A 19915-nucleotide genomic window follows, 5' to 3' on the forward strand; every position below is an offset into this window, starting at 1 on the left:
CGTCTTCCTCTGCACAATCGCTCAGAACCCACACCCATGCACGAGCTCGACGAACAGTTACGTGAACTCATTCCCAGGATGCGGCGCTTTGCCGTGTCCCTGACGCGTAACGCCAGCAGCGCTGACGACTTGGTGCAGGCGACCCTGGAACGGGCGATCATCCGTTGGGCCGACAAACGCATCGAGGGCGACTTGCGCGCCTGGCTGTTCTCGATCCTCTACCGGCAGTTCCTCGACGCCCACCGTCGCAGCCGGCGCTACGCACGCATGCTCGAATTCTTCACTGGCCGTGACGACGCGCAACCTTCGGTGGAGCGCACGGTGATGGCCCAATCGGCCTTGCAAGCCTTCGACCAACTCAACACCGAACAGCGCGCCCTGCTGCTCTGGGTGTCGGTCGAAGGCTTAAGCTACAAGGAGGTTGCCGTTATCCTTGAGGTACCCGTCGGCACCGTAATGTCGCGCCTGTCCCGGGCGCGCCAGGCCTTGCGTCAACTCAGCGATGGCGAAATCGCCAGCCCTTCCCTGCGGATACTCAAATGATCAGCCTGCCCCCCAGCGAACGCGATTTGCATGCCTACGTCGATCACCAACTGCTGGAGAGCGATCGTCGCGTGCTTGAAAGCTACTTGGCGGCCCACCCCGACGTCGCGGCCCAGGTGCATGCCTGGCAACAGGATGCGCACCTGCTGCGCGCGGCATTAAGCGGGGCCTTGCAGCAACCGGCCAACCCCGCGCTGGACCCGACGCTGATTCGCCAGCGCATCAAGCATCAGTCGCGCCGCCATTTGGCTAGCGCCGCCGTGCTACTGATCGCTGTCAGCCTCGGCGGTTTGGGCGGCTGGCATGCCCGCGAGGCCACCCAGCCGCCGATGTTGCCGATGGCCGACGCGATGCAAGCGTTCCGCCTGTTTGCCCAGGACGGCATCATGCCCGCCGATTACAACGCCCAGGACAGCGGCACCATGCAGGCCTGGCTCGACCGTTACTTCAGCCAGGCGCACCGCCTGCCCGACTTGAGCCCGTCAGGGTTCAAACCGGTCAGCGGGCGCTTGCTCACCACTGAGCAAGGCGCTGCCGCCATGGTGCTGTACGAAGACCCGCAAGGGCGGCGCATGAGTTTCTATATCCGCCCACCCGGCCCGGAGAACGGTTTTCTGCCGCGCGGCAGCCGCAGTGCCGACGGCTTGCAGGCCGAATACTGGTCCGGCAGTGGCTACAACTACGCGATGGTCAGCCCCGAGGGTCAGTCGACCGCGCAGACGATGAAGTTCTAAAAGCCCACGTCCAGCACCACGTTGTCGATGTAGGTGCCGCCCGGCGGCGTGGCCTGGTCGGTGTAGACCTTGGCGTTGTAGTTGAACACCTGGCTGCCGGTGCCCAAGCCATTGCCAGGGTTGACCTCGGCCGTGGAGCTGGCCCGCCGCGCCGCGCCCACACTGCCCCAGCGCGTGGTGCCGGCGCTCTTGAAGATGTCGTACGCGAGCACATTACTCCCGGACACCATCTGCCGGCGGCCGCCTACACTCACCGGGTTCTGCCCGTCGCTGAGGCCAACGGTGTAGGCGCTGCCCTTGGTGCAGGCGACGCTGACCTGCCCACTGACGGTGGAAAATGCACTGACCACCGGGGCGCTGCCGAACGCGATCGGCGGCGTGGTGATCTGGCAGTCATTGACCACAGTCATGCTCACGGTCAGCGTAGTCGTGCCGTTGTTGATCTCGCGGCCCGCGCAGATCCCGCCAATGCCAATGCCCGAGCAGTAGTTCCAGTTCCAGAAGATACTCAGGGTTTCGCTGTACACACCCGCAGCCACGTTACTGCCGATGGTGGTGGCGAAATACAGCGGCACAACTTTGGTGCCGGGCCCGAATACCAGGCCAAGGGACGCGGCAATGCCGCCACTGCCGCCAAAATCGAACGCGGTGCCACGTGTCATCGGGAATGCGCTGGTGTTGTTGGCGTAGACCGTATAGTTGATGACATCCCCGGTTGGCCCGACCAAACCGCCTTGTGACGAGCCGGTAACAGTCGCGTAGAAATGGTCATTGGAGGTCAAGACCGACAGCAGCGCCGGCGTGCAGCTCAAGCCACCGTTAGTGGTCGAACTGGGCTGGGAGGTGATGCGCACGGTCATCGAACTCACCGTCGTGCCAAAACTGGCCGGCACGGTGGTGACCACCGAGCACACGGCCTGCACCTGCGCCGACACACCCAAGCTCGCCAACAGCAGCCACCGCAACAGCCATTCCTTGACCCGCACACGCACACTCCTTATGTCATTGGCACACCAGTGGCCCGATCAGCGGCACCTGCTCCTGCGTGGTATCCAGCTCGAACCTGGCTTGACAGGTCTGGCCGTCGCCGACCGTGACCTGCAAGGTGTTATGCGCCGCCAGGTTTTCCAGGTAGACCAGGCCGTCCCAGCCGACCACCGCCAGTGCGCCGCTTTGCGCGTGGCGCACCTGGCTGCCCAGGGGCAAGTCCTGATGCTGGGCATCCACCAAAGTGATGCTCGCGGCCAGCACCCGGCGTACCGGGAACGCCAGCAAATAGCCGCTGCCCCGGCGCACGGCAACGCGTTGCTCGACGTTGGGCACTTGCACGTTGGAGGGCAGGTTCAGCGGGTCGATTTCGTATTTGGCGCGGTAGTAGGCGCTGGTCCATGGCACCAGCAGGTGGCCGTTGCGGTCGGTCTCGCCGACCACCTGGTTCTCGTAGCGCACCGGCACGCCACCCACGCCATCGGTGCTGACCACCACAAACGCATCGTCGACACGGTTGGCGGCGAACACGTGGTTGTCCATCCACACCAGCGAGCCGCTGGCATCGGCCCAACGGGTTTGCGCGTCGCTGTTGCCGTATGCGCCCACCTGCAATTGCACCGACTGCAAGCGCCAGGTCAGGTCGGCCTGGCGATACGCCGGCCCATCACCGCTGGCGTAACCGAGGTTAAAGCCCACGCCGCCCTCGGCCGGCACCGCACGGCTGTAGTTGACCCGCTGCTGGCTCTGCCCGGTTTTGCTGCGCTCACTGCCCACGCTGAGGCTGCCGTACACGTCGAACGGCACCACCACTTGCGCTTGCACCGCCCAACTGCTGTCGCCGACCTCATGGTTGGCCGACAGGTAAAAACTGCTGTTGCGCCACAGTGCTTTGCTCCAGGTCATATTCACCAGGCGCGTGCGCGAGTCATCCGCCGCCTGCACATCAAAATAGCCCACGCCCAGGCTGCCGAAATCATTTAGGTTCACGCTCACCGTGGCTTGCTGGCTGCGCTTGCTGAGGCTGGCATAGGGCGTGTCGACCAGGCTCAGGTCCGCGTACGCGTCACGCCGCTCCACCCGCTGGTAAGACAGGCTGTAACGCGGGTTGCTGTATTGGTAACCCAGGCTCAGTTGCTGGCCGGTGCGGCCGTCGAACTGACTTTGGCTGACGGCGGTGTTGAGCACACCGAAGTTACCCACGCGCAGGTTGCCGCCCACACCGCCCAAGGCCAGGTCACCCGAGGCTTCGGCGTGGCTTTCCAGAGTGAACGCGTCCGACAGCCCATAACGAAAGGTGCCGCTGGCCACGCCGGGCCCATAGCCGAAATCGCGCACGGTGTAATCGCGGCGCAGGTTACCGGCGGCCACCGAGAAGTCCGATAAGCCCTTCTGCAGCAGGGTGCTGGTGACATAGAACGGCACCGTGGTCGACACCTGCCGGCCGAGGGCGTCGGTGGTCACCACCACCGCCTCCCCCGCGCCGTTAATAAACGGCACGTTGGTCAGCGTGTATGGCCCCGGCTGCAGGTTGGCACTGCTGGATTTGTAACCGTTGATAAACAGGTCCACCGACGACGGCACCGCCGCCTCCCCGGCAAACTGTGGCAACGGGTAGGTGACCAGATCCGGGCGCACGCCAAAGTCCCGCGACACCTGCACCCCGCCCAGGCGCACCGACGTGCTCCAGGGCAACGCGCCACTGATCACGTCGCCCGCTTCATAGGTCAACAGGCGCTCGTCGTCGGAAAACCGCCAGGTGGTGTCATAGCGCCGATAGCCATTGTCCAGGCTGCTGCCGAGCGTTTCCCGGCCGAGGGTGGTGCGGTACTGGCCAGTGTTGGACAACGTGCCCCACGTATCGAACAGCCTGACTTCGTTGAAGATGCCAAGGTAGGTGCCCGCATCATCGGTGTCATTGAGGTAGGCGTCATAATTGAGCAGCGCGCCGAAACTGGTCAGCGCCTGGGTGCGCGGGTAGTTGTTGCGGTTGCCGATAAACTGCTCTGGCAACCAGGCAGGCGGCACCGTGAGCACCAGGCGCTGGCCCTGGCTGTCGTAATCGGTGTGCAGGCCTGGCAGGTTTTCCAGCGCGACCTCGGTGGGCACTTCACCCGGCAGCCTCATACCCGTTTCCTGCAACACCGAAGCCTGCAAAAACAGCTGCCCGGCGCGCTGATTAACGGCGACCACGCGGCCGGTGTCCCGCTGGTTGACCACCAGTTCCAGGAACAACTGTGCATCGGCAACAGCCTCCATACTGTTGGGAGGGGGCGGCAATGGAGCCGCCACGCCCGGTGCCGCAAGCACCAGGCCCGACAGGCCACTCACCACCCACACCAATCGCCATAGACATCGAGCCCTCTTGTGGCTCACCAAGGCTTTGTGTCCTTCAATGGACATCTCCATCCGTTAACACCCGGGGCTACTCCCTGCCCTATCGCACTGTTTTATCGACCCGGTGCGAGGCTCTCCAATTGCGTTGCGCCATTGACGCGGACCTGCAACGGCTGATCAGCCGGCAACCCGTCCGGCACCGGCCAGCGCATGGTCGCGCCCGGCAGCACATAGCCCATCAAGCCTTCCACCAGGGGCCGAGGTTGGCCGCCCTGCTTGAACGTGGCATCGGTCAAGCGCGCGTGGACGGCGCCCTGGTTGCGCATTTCGACGTAATTACGCCCACCCACGCTGACTTTTTTCCAGCTCAGGTCCGGCTTGCCGGCCCCCTTTGGGTCGCGGTCGCGGGTGCCGTCGACCTTGCTCCAAAGGCCTGGGCCATAGGCAAACAACGGCACCGAATAACGCATCTGGAACCGCACCGCGGCGGCGGTCTTGCCATCGGCAGGGGCTGCGGGGGGCGTGGCCGATGGGATCTCATCGATGATGATGCGATAGGCCAATTCCTGGCCCGGCGGCACGTCCTTGGTGCGGGTCAAACGCACCAACTGTTTCTGCCCCGGCTCGATTTTCGCCACCGGCGGGCTGCCAATTACGTCGCGCTGGTTCTGGTACTGCTCATCGAAGCCGTTCTGGGTCCAGGCAAACACACGGATTTGCAGGTTGGCGGTCTCCGTGCCGCGGTTTTCCAGCCACAGTGCGCTGGCCTGTTGATCGGCCTCCAGCACCGGATCAATCGGCCAGATCAGCACCGAGCTGGCCGCCTGGGCCTGCCCTGCCGTCAACGCCAATAACGCGCTCACACCCGCTGCCCACCCAAGCCGGGAAGCTGCATACATAAGTCTCACTCCTCATTGCCAATCGCCTTACCACGACAGCTGCACCTGCAACGTGTCGCTGTACGTCCCCCCAGGCGTATTACCCGGTAACTGCACTCGCCCATAAATCGGCAAGGTGATACTGGCCGCGTTGCTGTAGGCCACACTCACGCTTTGGCTGACCCCCAGGCTCTGGCTGAACGCCGCGTCCTGAAACAGCTGATAGGCCACTTGGGCACTGCCGCTATTGAGCTGCATCCGCCGACCACTGTTGTTGTGCAAACCGCCGTCGACACTCATGTTCAGCGCGACACCCGGCGTACATTGCAAGGTCACGCCACCGGTGAGCGCGACCGACGCTGTGCTGGTCGCCAGTGCCGAATACGTGCCGAAAGCCAGGCTGCCGTAGTTCGTGCCACCACCGACCACCAGGCACCCGGGCGTGATCGTCGCGCTGACCTGGAACGATTGACTGGTCACCGCCAACAGCGACACCGGCATGCCCCAGCCGATGCACACTGCCAACGCCCACGCTACCCGGCTCATGGCACTTAGAACGTCAGGGTCACGTTAACCGTGTCGGTATAAGTACCGGCGGGCAGCCCGGCCTTGCCATTGGCCTTACCGTAAATATTCACGGCCTGGGCCACCCCGGTACTTGGCGCCAGGTTGATCACGCCACCGATGGCCAGCAAATTCGAATGGCCGCTGTCGGTGTAGAGGTCGTACGGCACGTAGTTGGCAACGCCGTCGTACAGCGCGCGTGCACCGCCAGTGGACTTGCCGTCATTGGCGCCGGCAGACACGGTCAGCGTCGGCGAAGTACCCGCAGAACACAGGATCGACAACGCGCCACCGCCACCGCCCAGCACCTGGCCGTCGGCTTCAGTGAACAGGCTGTTGGCCGTGCCGAAGTTCAAGTTACCGAAGCTCATCCCGCCGGTTGCCGCCGCGCCATTGACCTGGCAACTGCTGGTCAGCACCAGGGTCGCGCTGACCGTGCCGGCCACGGTGGCCGCCTGCGCGCCCGCCACCCACACCAGCGCCATCAATGGAAAAACCGCCTTCAATACACGTGCATGCATGATGTTCATCCTCAGGGTTTACCAATCCAGAGTCACCGTCAGGGTGTCTGTATAGATGCCGGCCGGTAGGGCCTTGGTATTCGCCACCACCAAGCCGAATACCGGGATCGGTACTTGTGTGCCCTTGGTCACGACGAAATTGCGTTGCTGGCCGATGCTGTAGGCGCTGCGGCCCAGCGGGTCGGCGGATAGCCGATAGGGAATGGTGTGGAGGCCGTTGCTCAGGCGTCGGGTAGCGCCGTCGCCATGGGCGCCACCGTCGATGGTCACGGTGAAACTGCTGACCACCGAGGGGTTGCAGGACACCGACAGCGGCGCCTTGTCGACATCAGTCACCGCTGCGCCCAACAGGTTGTTCCACGTCGGCCCCTGGCTGCCGAAGTCGAGCAACATGCTGCCGCCCGTAGGGCTGACCGGCGCGCTCTCGACACCTTTACTCACCTCGCAACTGGCGGTGATCACCAAGCGCGCGTGGACCTGGCCATTGACCGCTGCGGCCTGGGCGTCATCCGCCAGCAGCAACAGACTGCCCATGGCCACGAGGGCCCAGCCCCGGCTTACCACGTGACTGTGACCTTGAGCAGGTCGGTGTAGCGGCCGACGGCGGGGATGTCCTTGAGCGGTTCGATGCGGCCATACAGAGGTAAGTCGACCGAGCCCGAGTCCGGCACACGGCCGCTCAGCGGTTGATTGACGGGCAACGGAATCCGCCGCGCGGCGTCGGCGTAAATGCGGTAGGGAATGGGTTGACTCGAAGGGGTCGCGGCGCTCAGGTAGCGCACTTCGCCGACGCCGCCATGCAGGCCGCCGTCAACACGCACTTGATACGGCGTGCCGGGGTTACATTCCAGGCGCGGCTGGCGCTGGCTGATCAGGGCCGCACTCAAGGGGCCGGCGGGGTCATCCAGACGCGGGCCGCTGCCGAAATCCAATAGGCCAAGCTGCTCGATGCCGGCACTGCGGGTGGTCCCCACCAGTTGGCAGCCGCGCTGCACGTCGATGCGCACCTCCACTTGGAGTTGCGTGCCGTAAACCGTGTTACAGAGCATGGCGCCCATAATTGCCAATACTGCTCGTCCCTTCACAGCCCCAATTCCTTATATAGGGTTGACAACTGTGTATGAGGTTAGCCATTTAAAGAGAAACTGCCAGTTTGGTCAGCATTGCCCCCACACCATGCTTTTTCGCGATAGCTGGCGACGCCCTTCTCTATTGGTCAAACCGCGGCGAGCGCCCTAAAGTAGGCGACCACCGCACTACAGAGTGACTCGCATTGGCCGTGCTTTCCGTGATCCAGCGCCTGCTTGGCAAAAAGACCGACGTACAGAACGCCTCGCCGATCCCGGCGTTTTTTGCCCAAAAGGCCAAACAACAGGGCTACACCCTGAGTGCAGGCCAAACCCAGGCGATTACCGCCCTCGCCCGTCAGACCCAGCACCTGCTCGCGGGCCTTGCCACGCGCAGCCTGTACCTGCACGGCCCAGTGGGGCGCGGCAAAAGCTGGCTGCTCGATGGGTTTTTCCAGGCGTTGCCGATTGCCGAAAAGCAACGCGTGCACTTCCACGCGTTTTTTGCCCGCCTGCATCGCGGCATGTTCCAGCACCGTGAGCACGACGACGCCCTGGGCGTGACCCTGGACGAGCTGCTCGCAGGCTGCCGGGTGCTGTGCTTCGACGAATTCCACGTCCACGATATCGGCGATGCGATGCTCATCAGCCGCCTGTTCAAAGCCTTGTTCGAGCGCGGCGTGCTGGTGCTGGTGACCTCCAACTATGCGCCCGCAGGGTTGCTGCCCAACCCGCTGTACCACGAGCGCTTCAAGCCGGTGATCGACCTGATCGCCGCGCGCATGGACGTGCTGGAAGTCAGCTCACCCCAAGACTTTCGCAGCCTGCCCCAGGCGCATGCCGAGCAGCGCTTCAGCGCCGGCCAGTATGTGTGGCCGGGGACGCCCGCTCAGCGTCAAGCGCTCGGGCTGCCCGCCACGGATTGCCCGGCGCAGACCCTCAAGGTCGGCAACCGCCAGTTGGTTTGCCGCAGCCATCAGGCGCCGACTATCGCCTTTACCTTCAACGACCTCTGCGAACAGCTCACCGCCGTGATGGATTACCTGCTGCTATGCCAGGACTTCGACCACTGGATCATCGACGGGCTGCCGCAACTGGCCGAATGCCCGATCGCCGTACAGCAGCGTTTTATCAACCTGGTGGACGTGCTTTACGACCAGGACAAACGCCTGACCCTGATCGGCCACCAGCCCTTGGCTGAATCCCTGGAAGGCCAGGCCATCGACCTCGCCCGCACCGCCAGCCGTCTGCATCAATTACAAAAAGCCGAGTTGCAAACGGACTGCCCGCAACCCGCACCCGACCCGGTATCATGAGCGCCTTTTACGCCCTCTTGCCGAGTGACCGCGCCGTTCATGAATACCCTTGCCCAACTCAAGGCCGGCCAACTGGCCGGTATCAAACGCCTGGACCTGGCCTGCGGGCTGACCGAATTCCCGCGGGAAATCTTCGAGCTGGCCGACACCCTGGAAATCCTCAACCTCACGGGCAACGCCCTGAGCAGCCTGCCCGACGACCTGCATCGCCTGTCGCATTTGCGCGTGCTGTTCTGCTCGGAAAACGCCTTTACCGAGCTGCCGCAATGCCTGGGCCAGTGCGCCAACTTGAGCATGATCGGCTTCAAGGCCAACCAGATCAGCCACGTGCCCGCCGCCGCCCTGCCGCCGCAGTTGCGCTGGCTGATCCTCACCGATAACTGCATCAGCCAATTGCCCAGCGAATTGGGCGAGCGGCCGCTGCTGCAAAAACTCATGCTGGCCGGCAACCAACTGACGGACCTGCCGCAAAGCCTGGCGAACTGCCACAACCTCGAGCTGATCCGCATCGCCTCCAACCGCCTGACCCACCTGCCGGAGTGGCTGCTGACGCTGCCGAGCCTGACGTGGTTGGCCTACGCCGGTAACCCGGTGGAAATGGCAGTGGACGTGGCCGCCGATGACGCGACGCCGAACATTCCCTGGTCTGAACTGGAGCTGGGCGACGTGCTGGGCGAAGGTGCCTCGGGGATCATTCGCAGGGCGTTGTGGAAGCCACAGGCGCTGCCTGTCGCGGTCAAGCTGTACAAAGGCACGATCACCAGCGACGGTTCACCACTGCATGAAATGCAGGCCTGCATCGCCGCGGGGCTGCATCCGAACCTGATCAAGGTGGAAGGTCGCGTGGTGGGCCACCCCGATGACCAGGCTGCGCTGGTGATGGACCTGATCGACCCGAGCTACCGCAACCTCGCGGCCCTGCCGAGCCTGGCGTCGTGCACCCGCGACATCTACGAGCCGAGCACGCGTTTCAGCGTTGAAGTGGCCTTGCGCATGGCGCGGGGGGTTGCGTCGGTCGCGGCGCACTTGCATCGGCAGGGCATCACCCATGGCGACCTGTACGGCCACAATATCTTGTGGAATGCCGCTGGCGACTGCTTACTCGGGGACTTCGGCGCGGCGTCGTTCCATGCCACGGCGGACACCTTGGAAACCAGGGCGTTGCAGCGCATTGAAGTGCGCGCGTTTGGGGTGTTGCTGGGGGAATTGTTGGAGCGGGTTGAGACTGAGTTTAATGACGAGGGGCTGGTAGCGCTGCACAAACGCTGCTGTCAGCCTGATGTGTTGGCGCGGCCGGGGTTCGAAGAGATCGAAGCACTGCTCGACTTGGAGTGAAACTCGATACAAATGTGGGGGCTGGTTTGCCTGCGATGGTGGTTTTTGGGGTGGCGCTTGGGTACATATCCGTTGCTGCGGTAACGACGGCTTAGGGTTCCGCCCTTACGGCGGGTCACTTTTGGAAAAGAGCCCGGAATGCCGGCCCAGCCAAAAGTAACCAAAAGGGCTCTTGCCCCACCACTCGGCACCTCGCTTAGGCTCGGTGTGCCCTCACTCCGGCTTTGGACCGTGGGCCGCCGCCATGGGCCATCCTTGGCCCATCGCGGCTAAACCGGCGTCCTGCCGGTTTACCCCCGCTCCAAAGCCTGCGTTCGGCCAGCGTGGTTTAACGGGGCGCCTCAGATCAAGATCAAGATCAAAATCAAGAGCACGGCGGCCTAGTAGCCGACCTGAGTGGTTAGATCAAAAGCGAAGCCGAGGCGGCCTGACAGCCGACCTGATCTCTGAAACTGAACTCAATCTAATGTGGGAGCTGGCTTGCCTGCGATGGCATCAACTCTGTGTACCTGATACACCGAGGTGCTTGCATCGCAGGCAAGCCAGCTCCCACAGAAAAGCAGAGCACTGCGGTGCTGGCAGCTAAACTCGGTCAAAATTGTGGGAGCGGGCTTGCTCGCGAAGGCGGTGGGTCAGTCAGCTCATGTGTAACTGACCCACCGCCTTCGCGAGCAAGCCCGCTCCCACATTGGGATCTCATTACATCAGCTAGATAGGGTGGCGCTCTGCTTCTGCCCTGCTTTTGCTTCTACCACTCAGGTCGGCTACTAGGCCGCCGTGCTCTTGCTTTTGATCTTGCTTTTGATCTGAGGCGCCCCGTTAACCACGATGGCCGAACGCAGGCTTGAATCCGTGGGTAACCCGGCAGGACGCCGGGTTAGCCGCGATGGGCCAAGGATGGCCCATGGCGGCGGCCCACGGATTCAAGCCGGAGTGAGGGCATGCCGAGCCTAGGCGAGGCAACGAGTGGTGGGGCGAGGACTTTTTGGTTACTTTTTGGTCCTTCAAAAAGTGACCCGCTGTAAGAGCGGAACCCTACGAAGCCGTTACCGCAGCAACGGATATGTACTCAATCTACCCAAAATCAGCGCCCCCCTCAAAAACCACCATCGCACGCAACCCCGCGCCCACTTTTTTGAACCGCGCCTTAGCCAGCCAGACCAACGAACATATCCTGCACGTCATCATGGTTGTCCAACCCTTCCAGGAAGGCCTCGACTTCAGCCATCTGCTCATCAGTCAAACCACTCACCGGGTTCTTCGAGAGGTAACCCAACTTGGCCGACAACACGGTAAAACCCTGCTCCGGCAACGCTTTCTGCACAGCATCCAGGTCGGTGGTTTCGGTAATAAACAGGGTGGTCCCTTCTTCCTCGCCGTCTTCGAAATCCTGGGCCCCAGCTTCAATGGCGGCCATTTCCGGATCAGCGTCCGGCGTGTCCGGCGACGCTTCGATCAACCCGACATGGTTAAAGTCCCAGGCCACGGAGCCGGAAGCACCCAATTGCCCTTTACGGAACGCCACACGAATCTCCGCCACAGTGCGGTTGATGTTGTCGGTCACGCATTCAACGATCAGCGGCACCTGGTGCGGGGCGAAACCTTCGTAGGTCACGCGGTGGTACTGCACGGTTTCACCCAGCAGACCGGCGCCTTTCTTAATGGCGCGCTCCAAGGTTTCCTTGGGCATCGAGGCCTTTTTGGCCTGCTCTACTACCAGACGCAGGTGGGCGTTGGTCGCGGTGTCGGCACCGTTACGGGCGGCGATGGTGATTTCTTTCACCAGCTTGCCAAAGATTTTGCCCTTGGCATTGGATGCCGCTTCTTTATGTTTGACTTTCCACTGTGCGCCCATGACTCACTCTCTTCATATCCATGGCGCCGAGACGTCTACTGGCCGGCGCTTTGGGGGCAGAGTTTATAGCGCAAAAACGCGCTAATCCACCAAAAAACCGGCCATGCCCCTCAGGTTCGCAAGGGTTTGTTCGCAACGCTGCGGTCCGGCACAAAATCCCCCACCTGTGCCAGCTCCGCCGGCCTGGCATTCCAGTAAGGCATCAGCACCACTGAGGAAAACAGCGCGGCGCCGGCAAACACAATAAATACCGTCACTGTGTCGAAGTAGCCCGGCAGCAGCCCGCCAAGAATCGCCCCGACCGAACCGCAACCATTCACAAAGCCGGCTGCCGTGGCGCCGGCCTTGGCAGTACCGAAGTCGATGGCGGCAGTGCTGCTGATCATCGAGTCCGGGCCGTACAGGCTCAGGCCCATGACAAACAGCAAGGCCATCACCAGCATCACACTGCCGGTGTGCAGCGCGCCCATGAACAACCCCAGGGCTACCGTCAGCACCAGCAGGCTGAGCACACAGGCCGGCATGCGCCGGGCGCCGAACAGTTTGTCGGACGCCAGCCCAATCATGATCGGCCCCAGCAACCCGGCCAGCTCAAACGCCGTCGGTACGATCGCCGCGCCCACCTTACCCACCGAGGGCATCTGCTCGTAAACGATCACCGGCCCCCACAAGAGGATGGCGTAACGCGCCGGTTTCAACAGGAAATACGCCAGCCCCAACGTCAGCACCGTGCGGTTACGCAAGATGGCGCGCAGTGGCTCGAGCACGCTGACACGCTTTTCGGCGGCAGTCTCCTCGGCGCTCAGCGGCGGTTGCGGCTCAACCGCCGGCAAGCCCACATCCTGCGGCGTATTGCGCTGGAAGATAAAGAACAGCACCGCGACCACGGCCACCACCGCCGCACTGGAGATAAATGCCGCGTGCCAACTGCCGATCAACGTGTAGGCCCACCACCCGGCAAAGGGCGACGCCACCAGGCCACCAAACGCGTAGCACGAACTCCACAGCCCAAGCACCCGCCCGCGCTGCTGCGCCGGGAAGAAACTGCCCAGGTTCTTGCACAACCCCGACCAGCCAGTGGACTGCGCCAGCCCTTGGATCAGCATGCAACTGATAAAGATCGGCAAGGTGGCGAACGTGCCCATCACCAAGGCGGCGGCGGCTGAAATCAGCAGCCCGCCCAGCACCACCACCCGTGGGCCAAAGCGGTCGGCCAGCATGCCCCAAGTGAACTGCCCCACGGCATAGGCGGCCAGGTAGAGGCCGTCGAGGTTGGCCATCATCATTTTATCGAGGGGGAAACTCGGGTCGTCGACGATACCGAGCTTGGCCACCGAAAACGCCTTGCGCGTGAAATAGAAGGCCGCGTACGCCAGCCAGGTGATGGCGAAAATCTGCACGCGCCAACGCTTGATACTACCCATAAGGATATTCATGGTGGTTCTGACCTCAGGTGAGTGTGCCGGCAGAATCGAGAAGCGAATGCCTGTTTTTTTTATGGTTGAGCACTGCAATGCCGAGCCTTGTAACGCGCGACATTGGTCAGATGGGCCTGCTTGCCAGCACCCATGGTCATCGCCGTTGTAGAACTCAACTGACGGCGACTGGCCGTATAAAACCAATGGCTGACTAATAGGTAAAATCGATTTATCGTATTTCAAATATAAGCTGAGCTTGTAAGAGGATCTGCGATGTCGGTATCCCATGCACAACTCAAAGCCTTCCACGCCGTGGCCGTACACGGCAGCTTTACCCAGGCGGCCGAGCGCCTGTTTCTGACGCAGCCGGCCATTTCCGACCAGGTGCGTAAACTCGAAGAGCGCTTCGGGGTGCTGTTGTTTCATCGCAACAAACGCTCGGTGCGCCTGACCGACCTGGGTGAGCGCCTGCTGAGCATCACCCAGCGCCTGTTTGTGATCGAAGCCGAAGCCGAAGAATTGCTGCAGGACTCCCGCGCGTTGCAAACCGGCACCCTCACGCTGGCCGTGGATGCCCCTGTGCACGTGCTGCCGCAAATCGCCCGCTTCTGCCAGCTTTACCCAGGGATCAGCGTGAAGATCGAAACCGGCAACACCGACGAATCGCTGTTTCGCCTGTACAACTACCAGGCCGACCTGGCATTGCTAGGCCGCGATGTCGACGATGAGCGCCTGCTGTCGCTGCCCTTGCCCGACGACCAGTTACTCGCGTTTGTCGCACGTAACCACCCGTGGGCCGGGCGTGAGTCGATCTGCTTGGCCGACCTGGATGATACGCCGCTGGTACTGCGCGAAATCGGCTCGGTCACCCGTCAGACCCTGGAGCAGGAAATGCGCCAGGCCGGGCTACGCATTCGCCCTGCGATCCAGGTGGAGGGCCGCGAAGCTGCACGTGAGGCGGTGGTGGTGGGGATTGGCGTGGGGGTAGTTTCCGCTGCGGAATTCGGCGCCGACTCACGGGTGTATGCCATGCCGATCCGCGATTGCACCCAGCGCATGAAAGAAACCTTGGTGTGCCTCAAAGAGCAGAGTTCGCGCCGGGTGGTGGCGACCTTTCTCGATATTGTCCGTGACAGTCTGCGGTGAACTCCCCGGTCTCATCGCGGGCTTGCCTGGCTCCCACAGTGGACCGCGTACTCCAGCACAACTCGGTCAACTGTGGGAGCCGGGCTTGCCCGCGATGGCCATAGGTATCTACACATCTTTTTATGGGTTGAACTCTTTGGTTGTCGTGGGGGCGCTGGGTACATATCCGTTATTTGGGTAACGGCTGCTATCGGTTCCGCTCTTACAGCGGGTCACTTTTGGAAAAGAGCCCCAAAAGTAACCAAAAGGGCTCTTGCCCCACCACTCGGCACCTCGCCTAGGCTCGGTGTGCCCTCACTCCGGCTTTGGACCGTGGGCCGCCGCCATGGGCCATCCTTGGCCCATCGCGGCTAAACCGGCGTCCTGCCGGTTTACCCACGCTCCAAAGCCTGCGTTCGGCCAGCGTGGTTAACGGGGCGCCTAAGATCAAAAGCAAGATCAAAAGCAAGAGCACGGCGGCCTAGTAGCCGACCTGAGTGGTTGAAGCAAATCAAAAGCAAGCCGAGGCGGCCTGACAGCCGACCTGATATTTGAAACTGAACTCAATCTAATGTGGGAGCTGGCTTGCCTGCGATGCAGGCACCTCGGTCCATCAAGTACACCGAGTTGATGCCATCGCAGGCAAGCCAGCTCCCCACAGAAAAGCAGAGCACTGCGGTGCTGGCAGTCGAACTCAGTCAAAATTGTGGGAGCGGGCTTGCTCGCGAAGGCGGTGGGTCAGTTACATATGAGCTGACTGACACACCGCCTTCGCGAGCAAGCCCGCTCCCACATTGGGATCATTACATCAGCTAGATTAGGGTGATGCTCTGCTTCTGCTCTGCTTCTGCTCTGCTTCTGCCTTGCTTTTGCTTCTACCACTCAGGTCGGCTACTAGGCCGCCGTGCTCTTGCTTTTGATCTTGATCTGAGGCGCCCCGTTAACCACGATGGCCGAACGCAGGCTTGAATCCGTGGGTAACCCGGCAGGACGCCGGGTTAGCCGCGATGGGCCAAGGATGGCCCATGGCGGCGGCCCACGGATTCAAGCCGGAGTGAGGGCATGCCGAGCCTAAGCGAGGCACCGAGTGGTGGGGCGAGGACTTTTTGGTTACTTTTTGGTCCTTCAAAAAGTGACCCGCTGTAAGAGCGGAACCCTACGAAGCCGTTACCGCAGCAACGGATATGTACTCACATCTACCTAAAAACCCCGTAAAAAGCTCAGCGCAACACAAAAAGTTGCGTAGATACCCATGCCGCGATGGCACCAACCCGGTCTTCAGCCAACCACCACTTAAGGCGCCAACTCGAAAAACGCCTGGATCAGCCGCAACGAGCGGCGCCGCTCCATGCAGCCGAGCATGTGCCGGTTGAGCAACCCATCGCCCTGGATCGCAATCGCTTGCACCCGTGGGTCCGGACTGACCTCCATCGATGAGACCACGCCCACGCCCAGCTCGGCGGCGACGGCTTCGGTCACCGCCTCGCGGCTGTCCAGCTCCAGCAACACCTTGGGTTGCACCTTGGCCACCCGGCAGGCGTCATCGAAGGTGCGGCGGGTGATGGAAGTCGGTTCGCGCAGCACCATGATCACCTCGTGCAGCTGTTGCAGACGAATGCCGTCGGGCTGCGCAGCCAACGGGTGACTGACGGGCACCAACGCGCAGATGCGCGACTCACTCAGCGGTTGCAGGTGCAGGCCGTTACGCGGCTCCACCTCAGTGAGCACCGCCACGTCCGCATGCTCGGACAATAGCGCCGCCAAGGTTTCCTGGGCATTGCCCAGCCGCAAGTTGACGGTAATGCCGGGATAGCGGGCGCGCAGGCTGGCGATCATCGGCATCACCAGGTGTGGGCCATCCGCCGCGACTTCGAGGCGCCCGGTAAGCAACTGGCGATTGGCCTCTAACAGCGTCTGCGCCTCGTCCACCAGGCCGAAGATCGCCCGAGTGATCGCCGCCAGGCGAATGCCCTCCTCGGTCAGCTCCACGCGCCGAGCTGTGCGGCGCAACAGCGGGATCTGATAGTGCTCTTCCAGCGCCTTGATATGCCCGGTCACCGCCGGCTGGCTGATGAACAGCCGCGCCGCCGCTCGGGTAAAGCTGCCCTCGCGGGCCACCGCATCGAATGCACGCAGTTGGAACAAGTTCATAGCTATCGGCCTCACTGATAGCTCGCATAACAACAAACAATTTGATTGATGACAAGCCAAACTGCAATTTAGGCGCCGTAGATTCAACCCCCGATACCTTGCGAGGAATTGAGATGAGCCCTGCCGCGCCGATCCTGCTGACCCCTGGCCCACTGACCACATCGAACCGCACCCGTCAGGCAATGATGGTGGATTGGGGCTCCTGGGATGACCGTTTCAACCAACTCACCGCGAGTGTCTGCGAGCAGTTGCTGGCGATCCTCAACGGCCAAGGCAGCCACCATTGCGTGCCCTTGCAAGGCAGCGGCACCTTTGCCGTCGAAGCCGCCATCGGCACCCTGGTGCCGCGCGACGGCAAGGTACTGGTGCTGATCAACGGCGCCTACGGCAAGCGCCTGGCGAAGATCTGCGAAGTGCTCGGCCGCGATTTCAGCACCTTCGAAACCGCCGAGGATGAACCCACCACCGCCGCTGACGTCGACCGCCTGCTGCACGCCGACCCGGCCATTACCCACGTGGCGCTGATCCACTGCGAAACCAGCACTGGCATTCTCAACCCGCTGCCGCAGATCGCCGATGCAGTGAAAAGCCACGGCAAACGCCTGATTATCGATGCCATGAGCTCCTTCGGTGCACTGCCGATCGATGCTCGCGAAGTGCCGTTCGACGCACTGATCGCAGCCTCCGGCAAATGCCTGGAAGGCGTGCCGGGCATGGGTTTCGTCTTCGCCGACAAACAGGCACTGGCCGCCGCACAGGGCAACTGCCATTCCCTGGCGATGGACCTGTTCGACCAACACAGCTACATGGCCAAGACCGGCCAATGGCGCTTCACCCCACCCACCCATGTGGTAGCGGCCCTGCACGAAGCACTGCTGCAATATCAAGAAGAAGGCGGCCTGCCCGCGCGTCACCAACGCTATGCCCGCAACTGCCAGGCACTGCTGGACGGCATGGCCGAACTGGGCCTGCGCAGTTTTCTGCCGGCGGCGATCCAGGCCCCGATCATCGTGACCTTTCACGCCCCAAAAGACCCGCGCTACCAGTTCAAGGACTTTTATGAGCGGGTCAAGGCCAAGGGTTTCATCCTCTACCCCGGCAAATTGACCCAAGTGGAAACCTTCCGCGTGGGCTGCATCGGCCACGTCGATGCGCCCGGCATGCGCGCAGCGGTCAAGGCGATCGCCGAGGTGCTGCAAGCAATGGAAGTGTTGGACGTTTGACTGCCCCCATTACCCACAGGATCTGAACCATGAACTATCAAAACCCCAACACCCTCCAGGCCGTTATCCTCGACTGGGCCGGCACCGTGGTCGACTTCGGCTCCTTCGCCCCCACGCAAATCTTTGTCGAAGCCTTCGCCGAGTTCGACGTACAAGTCTCGATCGAAGAAGCCCGTGGCCCGATGGGCATGGGCAAGTGGGACCATATCCGCACCCTTTGCAACCAGCCACAAGTCGCCGAGCGCTACCGCAAGGCCTTCGGCCGCACACCGACCGACGACGACGTCACTGCCATCTATCAGCGCTTCATGCCGTTGCAAATCGAGAAAATCGCCGAGCACTCGGCGCTGATCCCTGGCGCCCTCGACACCATTGCCCGGCTGCGTGTGCAAGGCATCAAGATCGGCTCCTGCTCCGGCTACCCCAAGCAAGTGATGGACAAAGTTGTCGCCCTGGCGGCCACCAATGGCTACATCGCCGACCACGTGGTCGCCACCGACGAAGTACCCAACGGCCGCCCGTGGCCAGCCCAGGCGTTGGCCAACGTGATCGCGCTGGGCATCGATGATGTAGCGGCCTGCGTGAAGGTCGACGACACCGTGCCAGGCATTCTCGAAGGCCGTCGCGCCGGCATGTGGACCGTGGCGCTGACCTGCTCGGGCAACGCGCTGGGCCTGACGTACGAGCAGTTCCGTGCCCTGGACAGCAGCAACTTGGCCCGCGAGCGCAAGCGTATCGAAGCGATGTTCAAAGACTCGCGCCCGCACTACTTGATCGACACCATCAACGACTTGCCGGATGTCATCGCGGATATCAACCAGCGCCTGAAAAAAGGAGAAATGCCTCAGAGCCTATAGCCTTCGACGTGCCCACTAATACTCACCTTGCCGAGCGGGGTGAGTGAATGCAGTCAGAGGGCAAAGCCTGTGCGCTGCAGAGCGCAAAGTTGAGATTGCTTGAGCCACTTTGGGCACAAGCGTAGTGGCTATACCAATTCATGTGCCATGAGTTCTTGCTCGTCGCCCCAAATATCACGCCGAGTCGATACCCCCAGCTTTTCTGGGCCATACATGTCTACATACCCCTTCGACATGAGCATCGCATCATAACCAACAGTAACAACACCTATACCGCCCTTCGCTTCAAGTTCGGACACTGGCACCTGTCGTACATTACCCGTCAACCCTAGAGCGGCGAGCGCTTTATGTGCCCAAAAATTATCATTTAGCTGCTGCATCGCGGCCTCAAAGGGGTCGCTCAGGTGCCGCCTGGCATAAGAAATCCCGGCGTGCTTGATTCGCTCCTGCTCGCGCTTGGCCGTCACTGCATACATGAATACGGCATCTTTAATCATTCCAGGGTCGGTGCCCCTGAAATCCGCAACGTCCTTGGCCTTCGCGAGTTCGTCCTTGGTGATCATGACTTTATAGCCATCCCTCATAACCACTTCGCAACCCATTGGATGCTCACGAACACTGGAATAGACCCCTCGAGGGCTCTGACCAAACCGCATCATCGCCGCCTTAATACCTGCCAATACGCCTGAGTTGCTTCCCTCCCCTTCACTGAGCCCCAGCCAAACATCGCCAGGTGGTTGTCCAGGCGGGCTGTTGGAAATACAAGAGATGGGTTCATTCTCGGGAACGACAACGGTTGGGCGATTGGGCACAACGGTCGTTCGGTCCTTATCCTTATCAATACTTGATTCTTTATCTATGTGTACTTTGGCCTTTTCAAGCAGACCGAGTAACGCGTTCAACAACACGGCTATTTGAGCAATCAGGTTATCAGGATCGGTAGTATCCGATAGTAAGTGGTCTGCCCGAATAGGATGAGACGCCAGCGTAGGCTGATGCATCTC

At 61.9% G+C, this 19915-nt stretch carries 18 protein-coding genes; 7 read left to right on the forward strand and 11 right to left on the reverse strand.

Annotated elements, in window-relative coordinates:
* Positions 1-36: 36 nt before the first annotated feature.
* Both K0P33_RS19925 and K0P33_RS19930 read left to right on the forward strand, forming a co-directional pair.
* The gene (locus K0P33_RS19925; protein ID WP_094953320.1) at positions 37-543 is read left to right on the forward strand and encodes a sigma-70 family RNA polymerase sigma factor; all 507 of its coding nucleotides are present in this window, start codon (positions 37-39) and stop codon (positions 541-543) included.
* Positions 540-1277, forward strand: a complete 738-nt coding sequence (locus K0P33_RS19930; RefSeq protein ID WP_094953321.1) for an anti-sigma factor — start codon at positions 540-542, stop codon at positions 1275-1277. The genes K0P33_RS19925 and K0P33_RS19930 overlap by 4 nt, the downstream gene beginning before the upstream one ends.
* On the opposite strand, the gene K0P33_RS19935 is transcribed toward K0P33_RS19930, so the two are convergent.
* From K0P33_RS19935 to K0P33_RS19965, 7 genes are read right to left on the reverse strand one after another with little or no spacing between them, the layout of a single operon-like run.
* On the reverse strand, positions 1274-2245 hold the full coding sequence (locus K0P33_RS19935; RefSeq protein WP_094953333.1) for a spore coat U domain-containing protein: 972 nt from the start codon (positions 2243-2245) through the stop codon (positions 1274-1276). The two genes, K0P33_RS19930 and K0P33_RS19935, sit on opposite strands and share 4 nt — an antisense overlap.
* A 34-nt stretch (positions 2246-2279) precedes the next feature.
* Positions 2280-4673, reverse strand: coding sequence for a fimbria/pilus outer membrane usher protein (locus tag K0P33_RS19940; RefSeq protein WP_094953322.1), 2394 nt, complete (start codon positions 4671-4673; stop codon positions 2280-2282).
* A 41-nt stretch (positions 4674-4714) separates the two neighbouring features.
* Positions 4715-5500 carry a molecular chaperone gene (locus K0P33_RS19945; RefSeq protein ID WP_242150723.1) on the reverse strand — a complete coding sequence of 262 codons (786 nt, stop codon included), beginning with the start codon at positions 5498-5500 and terminating at the stop codon, positions 4715-4717.
* A 27-nt stretch (positions 5501-5527) separates the two neighbouring features.
* Positions 5528-6025 carry a spore coat U domain-containing protein gene (locus K0P33_RS19950; RefSeq protein ID WP_242150727.1) on the reverse strand — a complete coding sequence of 166 codons (498 nt, stop codon included), beginning with the start codon at positions 6023-6025 and terminating at the stop codon, positions 5528-5530.
* A gap of 5 nt (positions 6026-6030) precedes the next feature.
* Complete coding sequence (locus K0P33_RS19955; RefSeq protein WP_094953334.1) at positions 6031-6564, reverse strand: spore coat U domain-containing protein; 534 nt, start codon at positions 6562-6564, stop codon at positions 6031-6033.
* A gap of 18 nt (positions 6565-6582) precedes the next feature.
* Positions 6583-7128, reverse strand: coding sequence for a spore coat U domain-containing protein (locus K0P33_RS19960; RefSeq protein WP_094953328.1), 546 nt, complete (start codon positions 7126-7128; stop codon positions 6583-6585).
* Positions 7122-7613: a spore coat U domain-containing protein gene (locus tag K0P33_RS19965; RefSeq protein WP_242156082.1), complete on the reverse strand. Its 492-nt coding sequence runs from the start codon at positions 7611-7613 to the stop codon at positions 7122-7124. Before K0P33_RS19965 ends, K0P33_RS19960 begins: the two co-directional genes overlap by 7 nt.
* Positions 7614-7837: 224 nt before the next feature.
* Between K0P33_RS19965 and zapE the strand changes: the two genes are divergently transcribed.
* Positions 7838-8947 (forward strand): cell division protein ZapE, encoded by a 1110-nt coding sequence (gene zapE, locus K0P33_RS19970; RefSeq protein ID WP_094953332.1) that lies wholly within the window; start codon positions 7838-7840, stop codon positions 8945-8947.
* A 39-nt stretch (positions 8948-8986) separates the two neighbouring features.
* The gene (locus tag K0P33_RS19975) at positions 8987-10282 is read left to right on the forward strand and encodes a protein kinase (protein WP_242150730.1); all 1296 of its coding nucleotides are present in this window, start codon (positions 8987-8989) and stop codon (positions 10280-10282) included.
* Positions 10283-11429: 1147 nt separating this feature from the next.
* On the opposite strand, the gene K0P33_RS19980 is transcribed toward K0P33_RS19975, so the two are convergent.
* Positions 11430-12137, reverse strand: a complete 708-nt coding sequence (locus tag K0P33_RS19980; RefSeq protein WP_034120341.1) for a YebC/PmpR family DNA-binding transcriptional regulator — start codon at positions 12135-12137, stop codon at positions 11430-11432.
* Between the two features lie 110 nt (positions 12138-12247).
* The gene (locus tag K0P33_RS19985) at positions 12248-13573 is read right to left on the reverse strand and encodes an MFS transporter (protein ID WP_242150733.1); all 1326 of its coding nucleotides are present in this window, start codon (positions 13571-13573) and stop codon (positions 12248-12250) included.
* Between the two features lie 255 nt (positions 13574-13828).
* Here K0P33_RS19985 and K0P33_RS19990 point away from each other — a divergent pair, with 255 nt between their 5' ends.
* A complete protein-coding gene (locus tag K0P33_RS19990; protein ID WP_094953868.1) occupies positions 13829-14701 on the forward strand; it encodes a LysR substrate-binding domain-containing protein in 873 nt (290 codons plus the stop codon).
* Positions 14702-15973: 1272 nt separating this feature from the next.
* On the opposite strand, the gene K0P33_RS19995 is transcribed toward K0P33_RS19990, so the two are convergent.
* Positions 15974-16831 carry a LysR substrate-binding domain-containing protein gene (locus K0P33_RS19995; RefSeq protein ID WP_242150737.1) on the reverse strand — a complete coding sequence of 286 codons (858 nt, stop codon included), beginning with the start codon at positions 16829-16831 and terminating at the stop codon, positions 15974-15976.
* Positions 16832-16944: 113 nt separating this feature from the next.
* On the opposite strand from K0P33_RS19995, the gene K0P33_RS20000 reads away from it, so the two are divergent.
* Together K0P33_RS20000 and phnX are read left to right on the forward strand one after the other, a co-directional pair.
* A complete protein-coding gene (locus K0P33_RS20000; RefSeq protein ID WP_242150740.1) occupies positions 16945-18054 on the forward strand; it encodes a 2-aminoethylphosphonate--pyruvate transaminase in 1110 nt (369 codons plus the stop codon).
* 29 nt (positions 18055-18083) lie between these two features.
* A complete protein-coding gene (gene phnX, locus K0P33_RS20005) occupies positions 18084-18911 on the forward strand; it encodes a phosphonoacetaldehyde hydrolase (RefSeq protein ID WP_242150743.1) in 828 nt (275 codons plus the stop codon).
* A gap of 128 nt (positions 18912-19039) precedes the next feature.
* On the opposite strand, the gene K0P33_RS20010 is transcribed toward phnX, so the two are convergent.
* Positions 19040-19912: a hypothetical protein gene (locus tag K0P33_RS20010; RefSeq protein ID WP_141240566.1), complete on the reverse strand. Its 873-nt coding sequence runs from the start codon at positions 19910-19912 to the stop codon at positions 19040-19042.
* Between the last annotated feature and the right edge of the window lie 3 nt (positions 19913-19915).

It is taken from the genome of Pseudomonas sp. ArH3a (genome assembly GCF_022648765.1).
Lineage (GTDB): Bacteria > Pseudomonadota > Gammaproteobacteria > Pseudomonadales > Pseudomonadaceae > Aquipseudomonas.

Bases quoted from the DNA above. Each gene is read 5' to 3' on its own strand.
- K0P33_RS19925 (WP_094953320.1), top strand. From the start codon at position 37: ATGCACGAGCTCGACGAACAGTTACGTGAACTCATTCCCAGGATGCGG.
- K0P33_RS19930 (WP_094953321.1), top strand. From the start codon at position 540: ATGATCAGCCTGCCCCCCAGCGAACGCGATTTGCATGCCTACGTCGAT.
- K0P33_RS19940 (WP_094953322.1), bottom strand. From the start codon at position 4,673: ATGGAGATGTCCATTGAAGGACACAAAGCCTTGGTGAGCCACAAGAGG.
- K0P33_RS19945 (WP_242150723.1), bottom strand. From the start codon at position 5,500: ATGTATGCAGCTTCCCGGCTTGGGTGGGCAGCGGGTGTGAGCGCGTTA.
- K0P33_RS19950 (WP_242150727.1), bottom strand. From the start codon at position 6,025: ATGAGCCGGGTAGCGTGGGCGTTGGCAGTGTGCATCGGCTGGGGCATG.
- K0P33_RS19955 (WP_094953334.1), bottom strand. From the start codon at position 6,564: ATGCATGCACGTGTATTGAAGGCGGTTTTTCCATTGATGGCGCTGGTG.
- K0P33_RS19965 (WP_242156082.1), bottom strand. From the start codon at position 7,613: ATGCTCTGTAACACGGTTTACGGCACGCAACTCCAAGTGGAGGTGCGC.
- K0P33_RS19975 (WP_242150730.1), top strand. From the start codon at position 8,987: ATGAATACCCTTGCCCAACTCAAGGCCGGCCAACTGGCCGGTATCAAA.
- K0P33_RS19980 (WP_034120341.1), bottom strand. From the start codon at position 12,137: ATGGGCGCACAGTGGAAAGTCAAACATAAAGAAGCGGCATCCAATGCC.
- K0P33_RS19985 (WP_242150733.1), bottom strand. From the start codon at position 13,573: ATGAATATCCTTATGGGTAGTATCAAGCGTTGGCGCGTGCAGATTTTC.
- K0P33_RS19990 (WP_094953868.1), top strand. From the start codon at position 13,829: ATGTCGGTATCCCATGCACAACTCAAAGCCTTCCACGCCGTGGCCGTA.
- K0P33_RS19995 (WP_242150737.1), bottom strand. From the start codon at position 16,831: ATGAACTTGTTCCAACTGCGTGCATTCGATGCGGTGGCCCGCGAGGGC.
- K0P33_RS20000 (WP_242150740.1), top strand. From the start codon at position 16,945: ATGAGCCCTGCCGCGCCGATCCTGCTGACCCCTGGCCCACTGACCACA.
- phnX (WP_242150743.1), top strand. From the start codon at position 18,084: ATGAACTATCAAAACCCCAACACCCTCCAGGCCGTTATCCTCGACTGG.
- K0P33_RS20010 (WP_141240566.1), bottom strand. From the start codon at position 19,912: ATGCATCAGCCTACGCTGGCGTCTCATCCTATTCGGGCAGACCACTTA.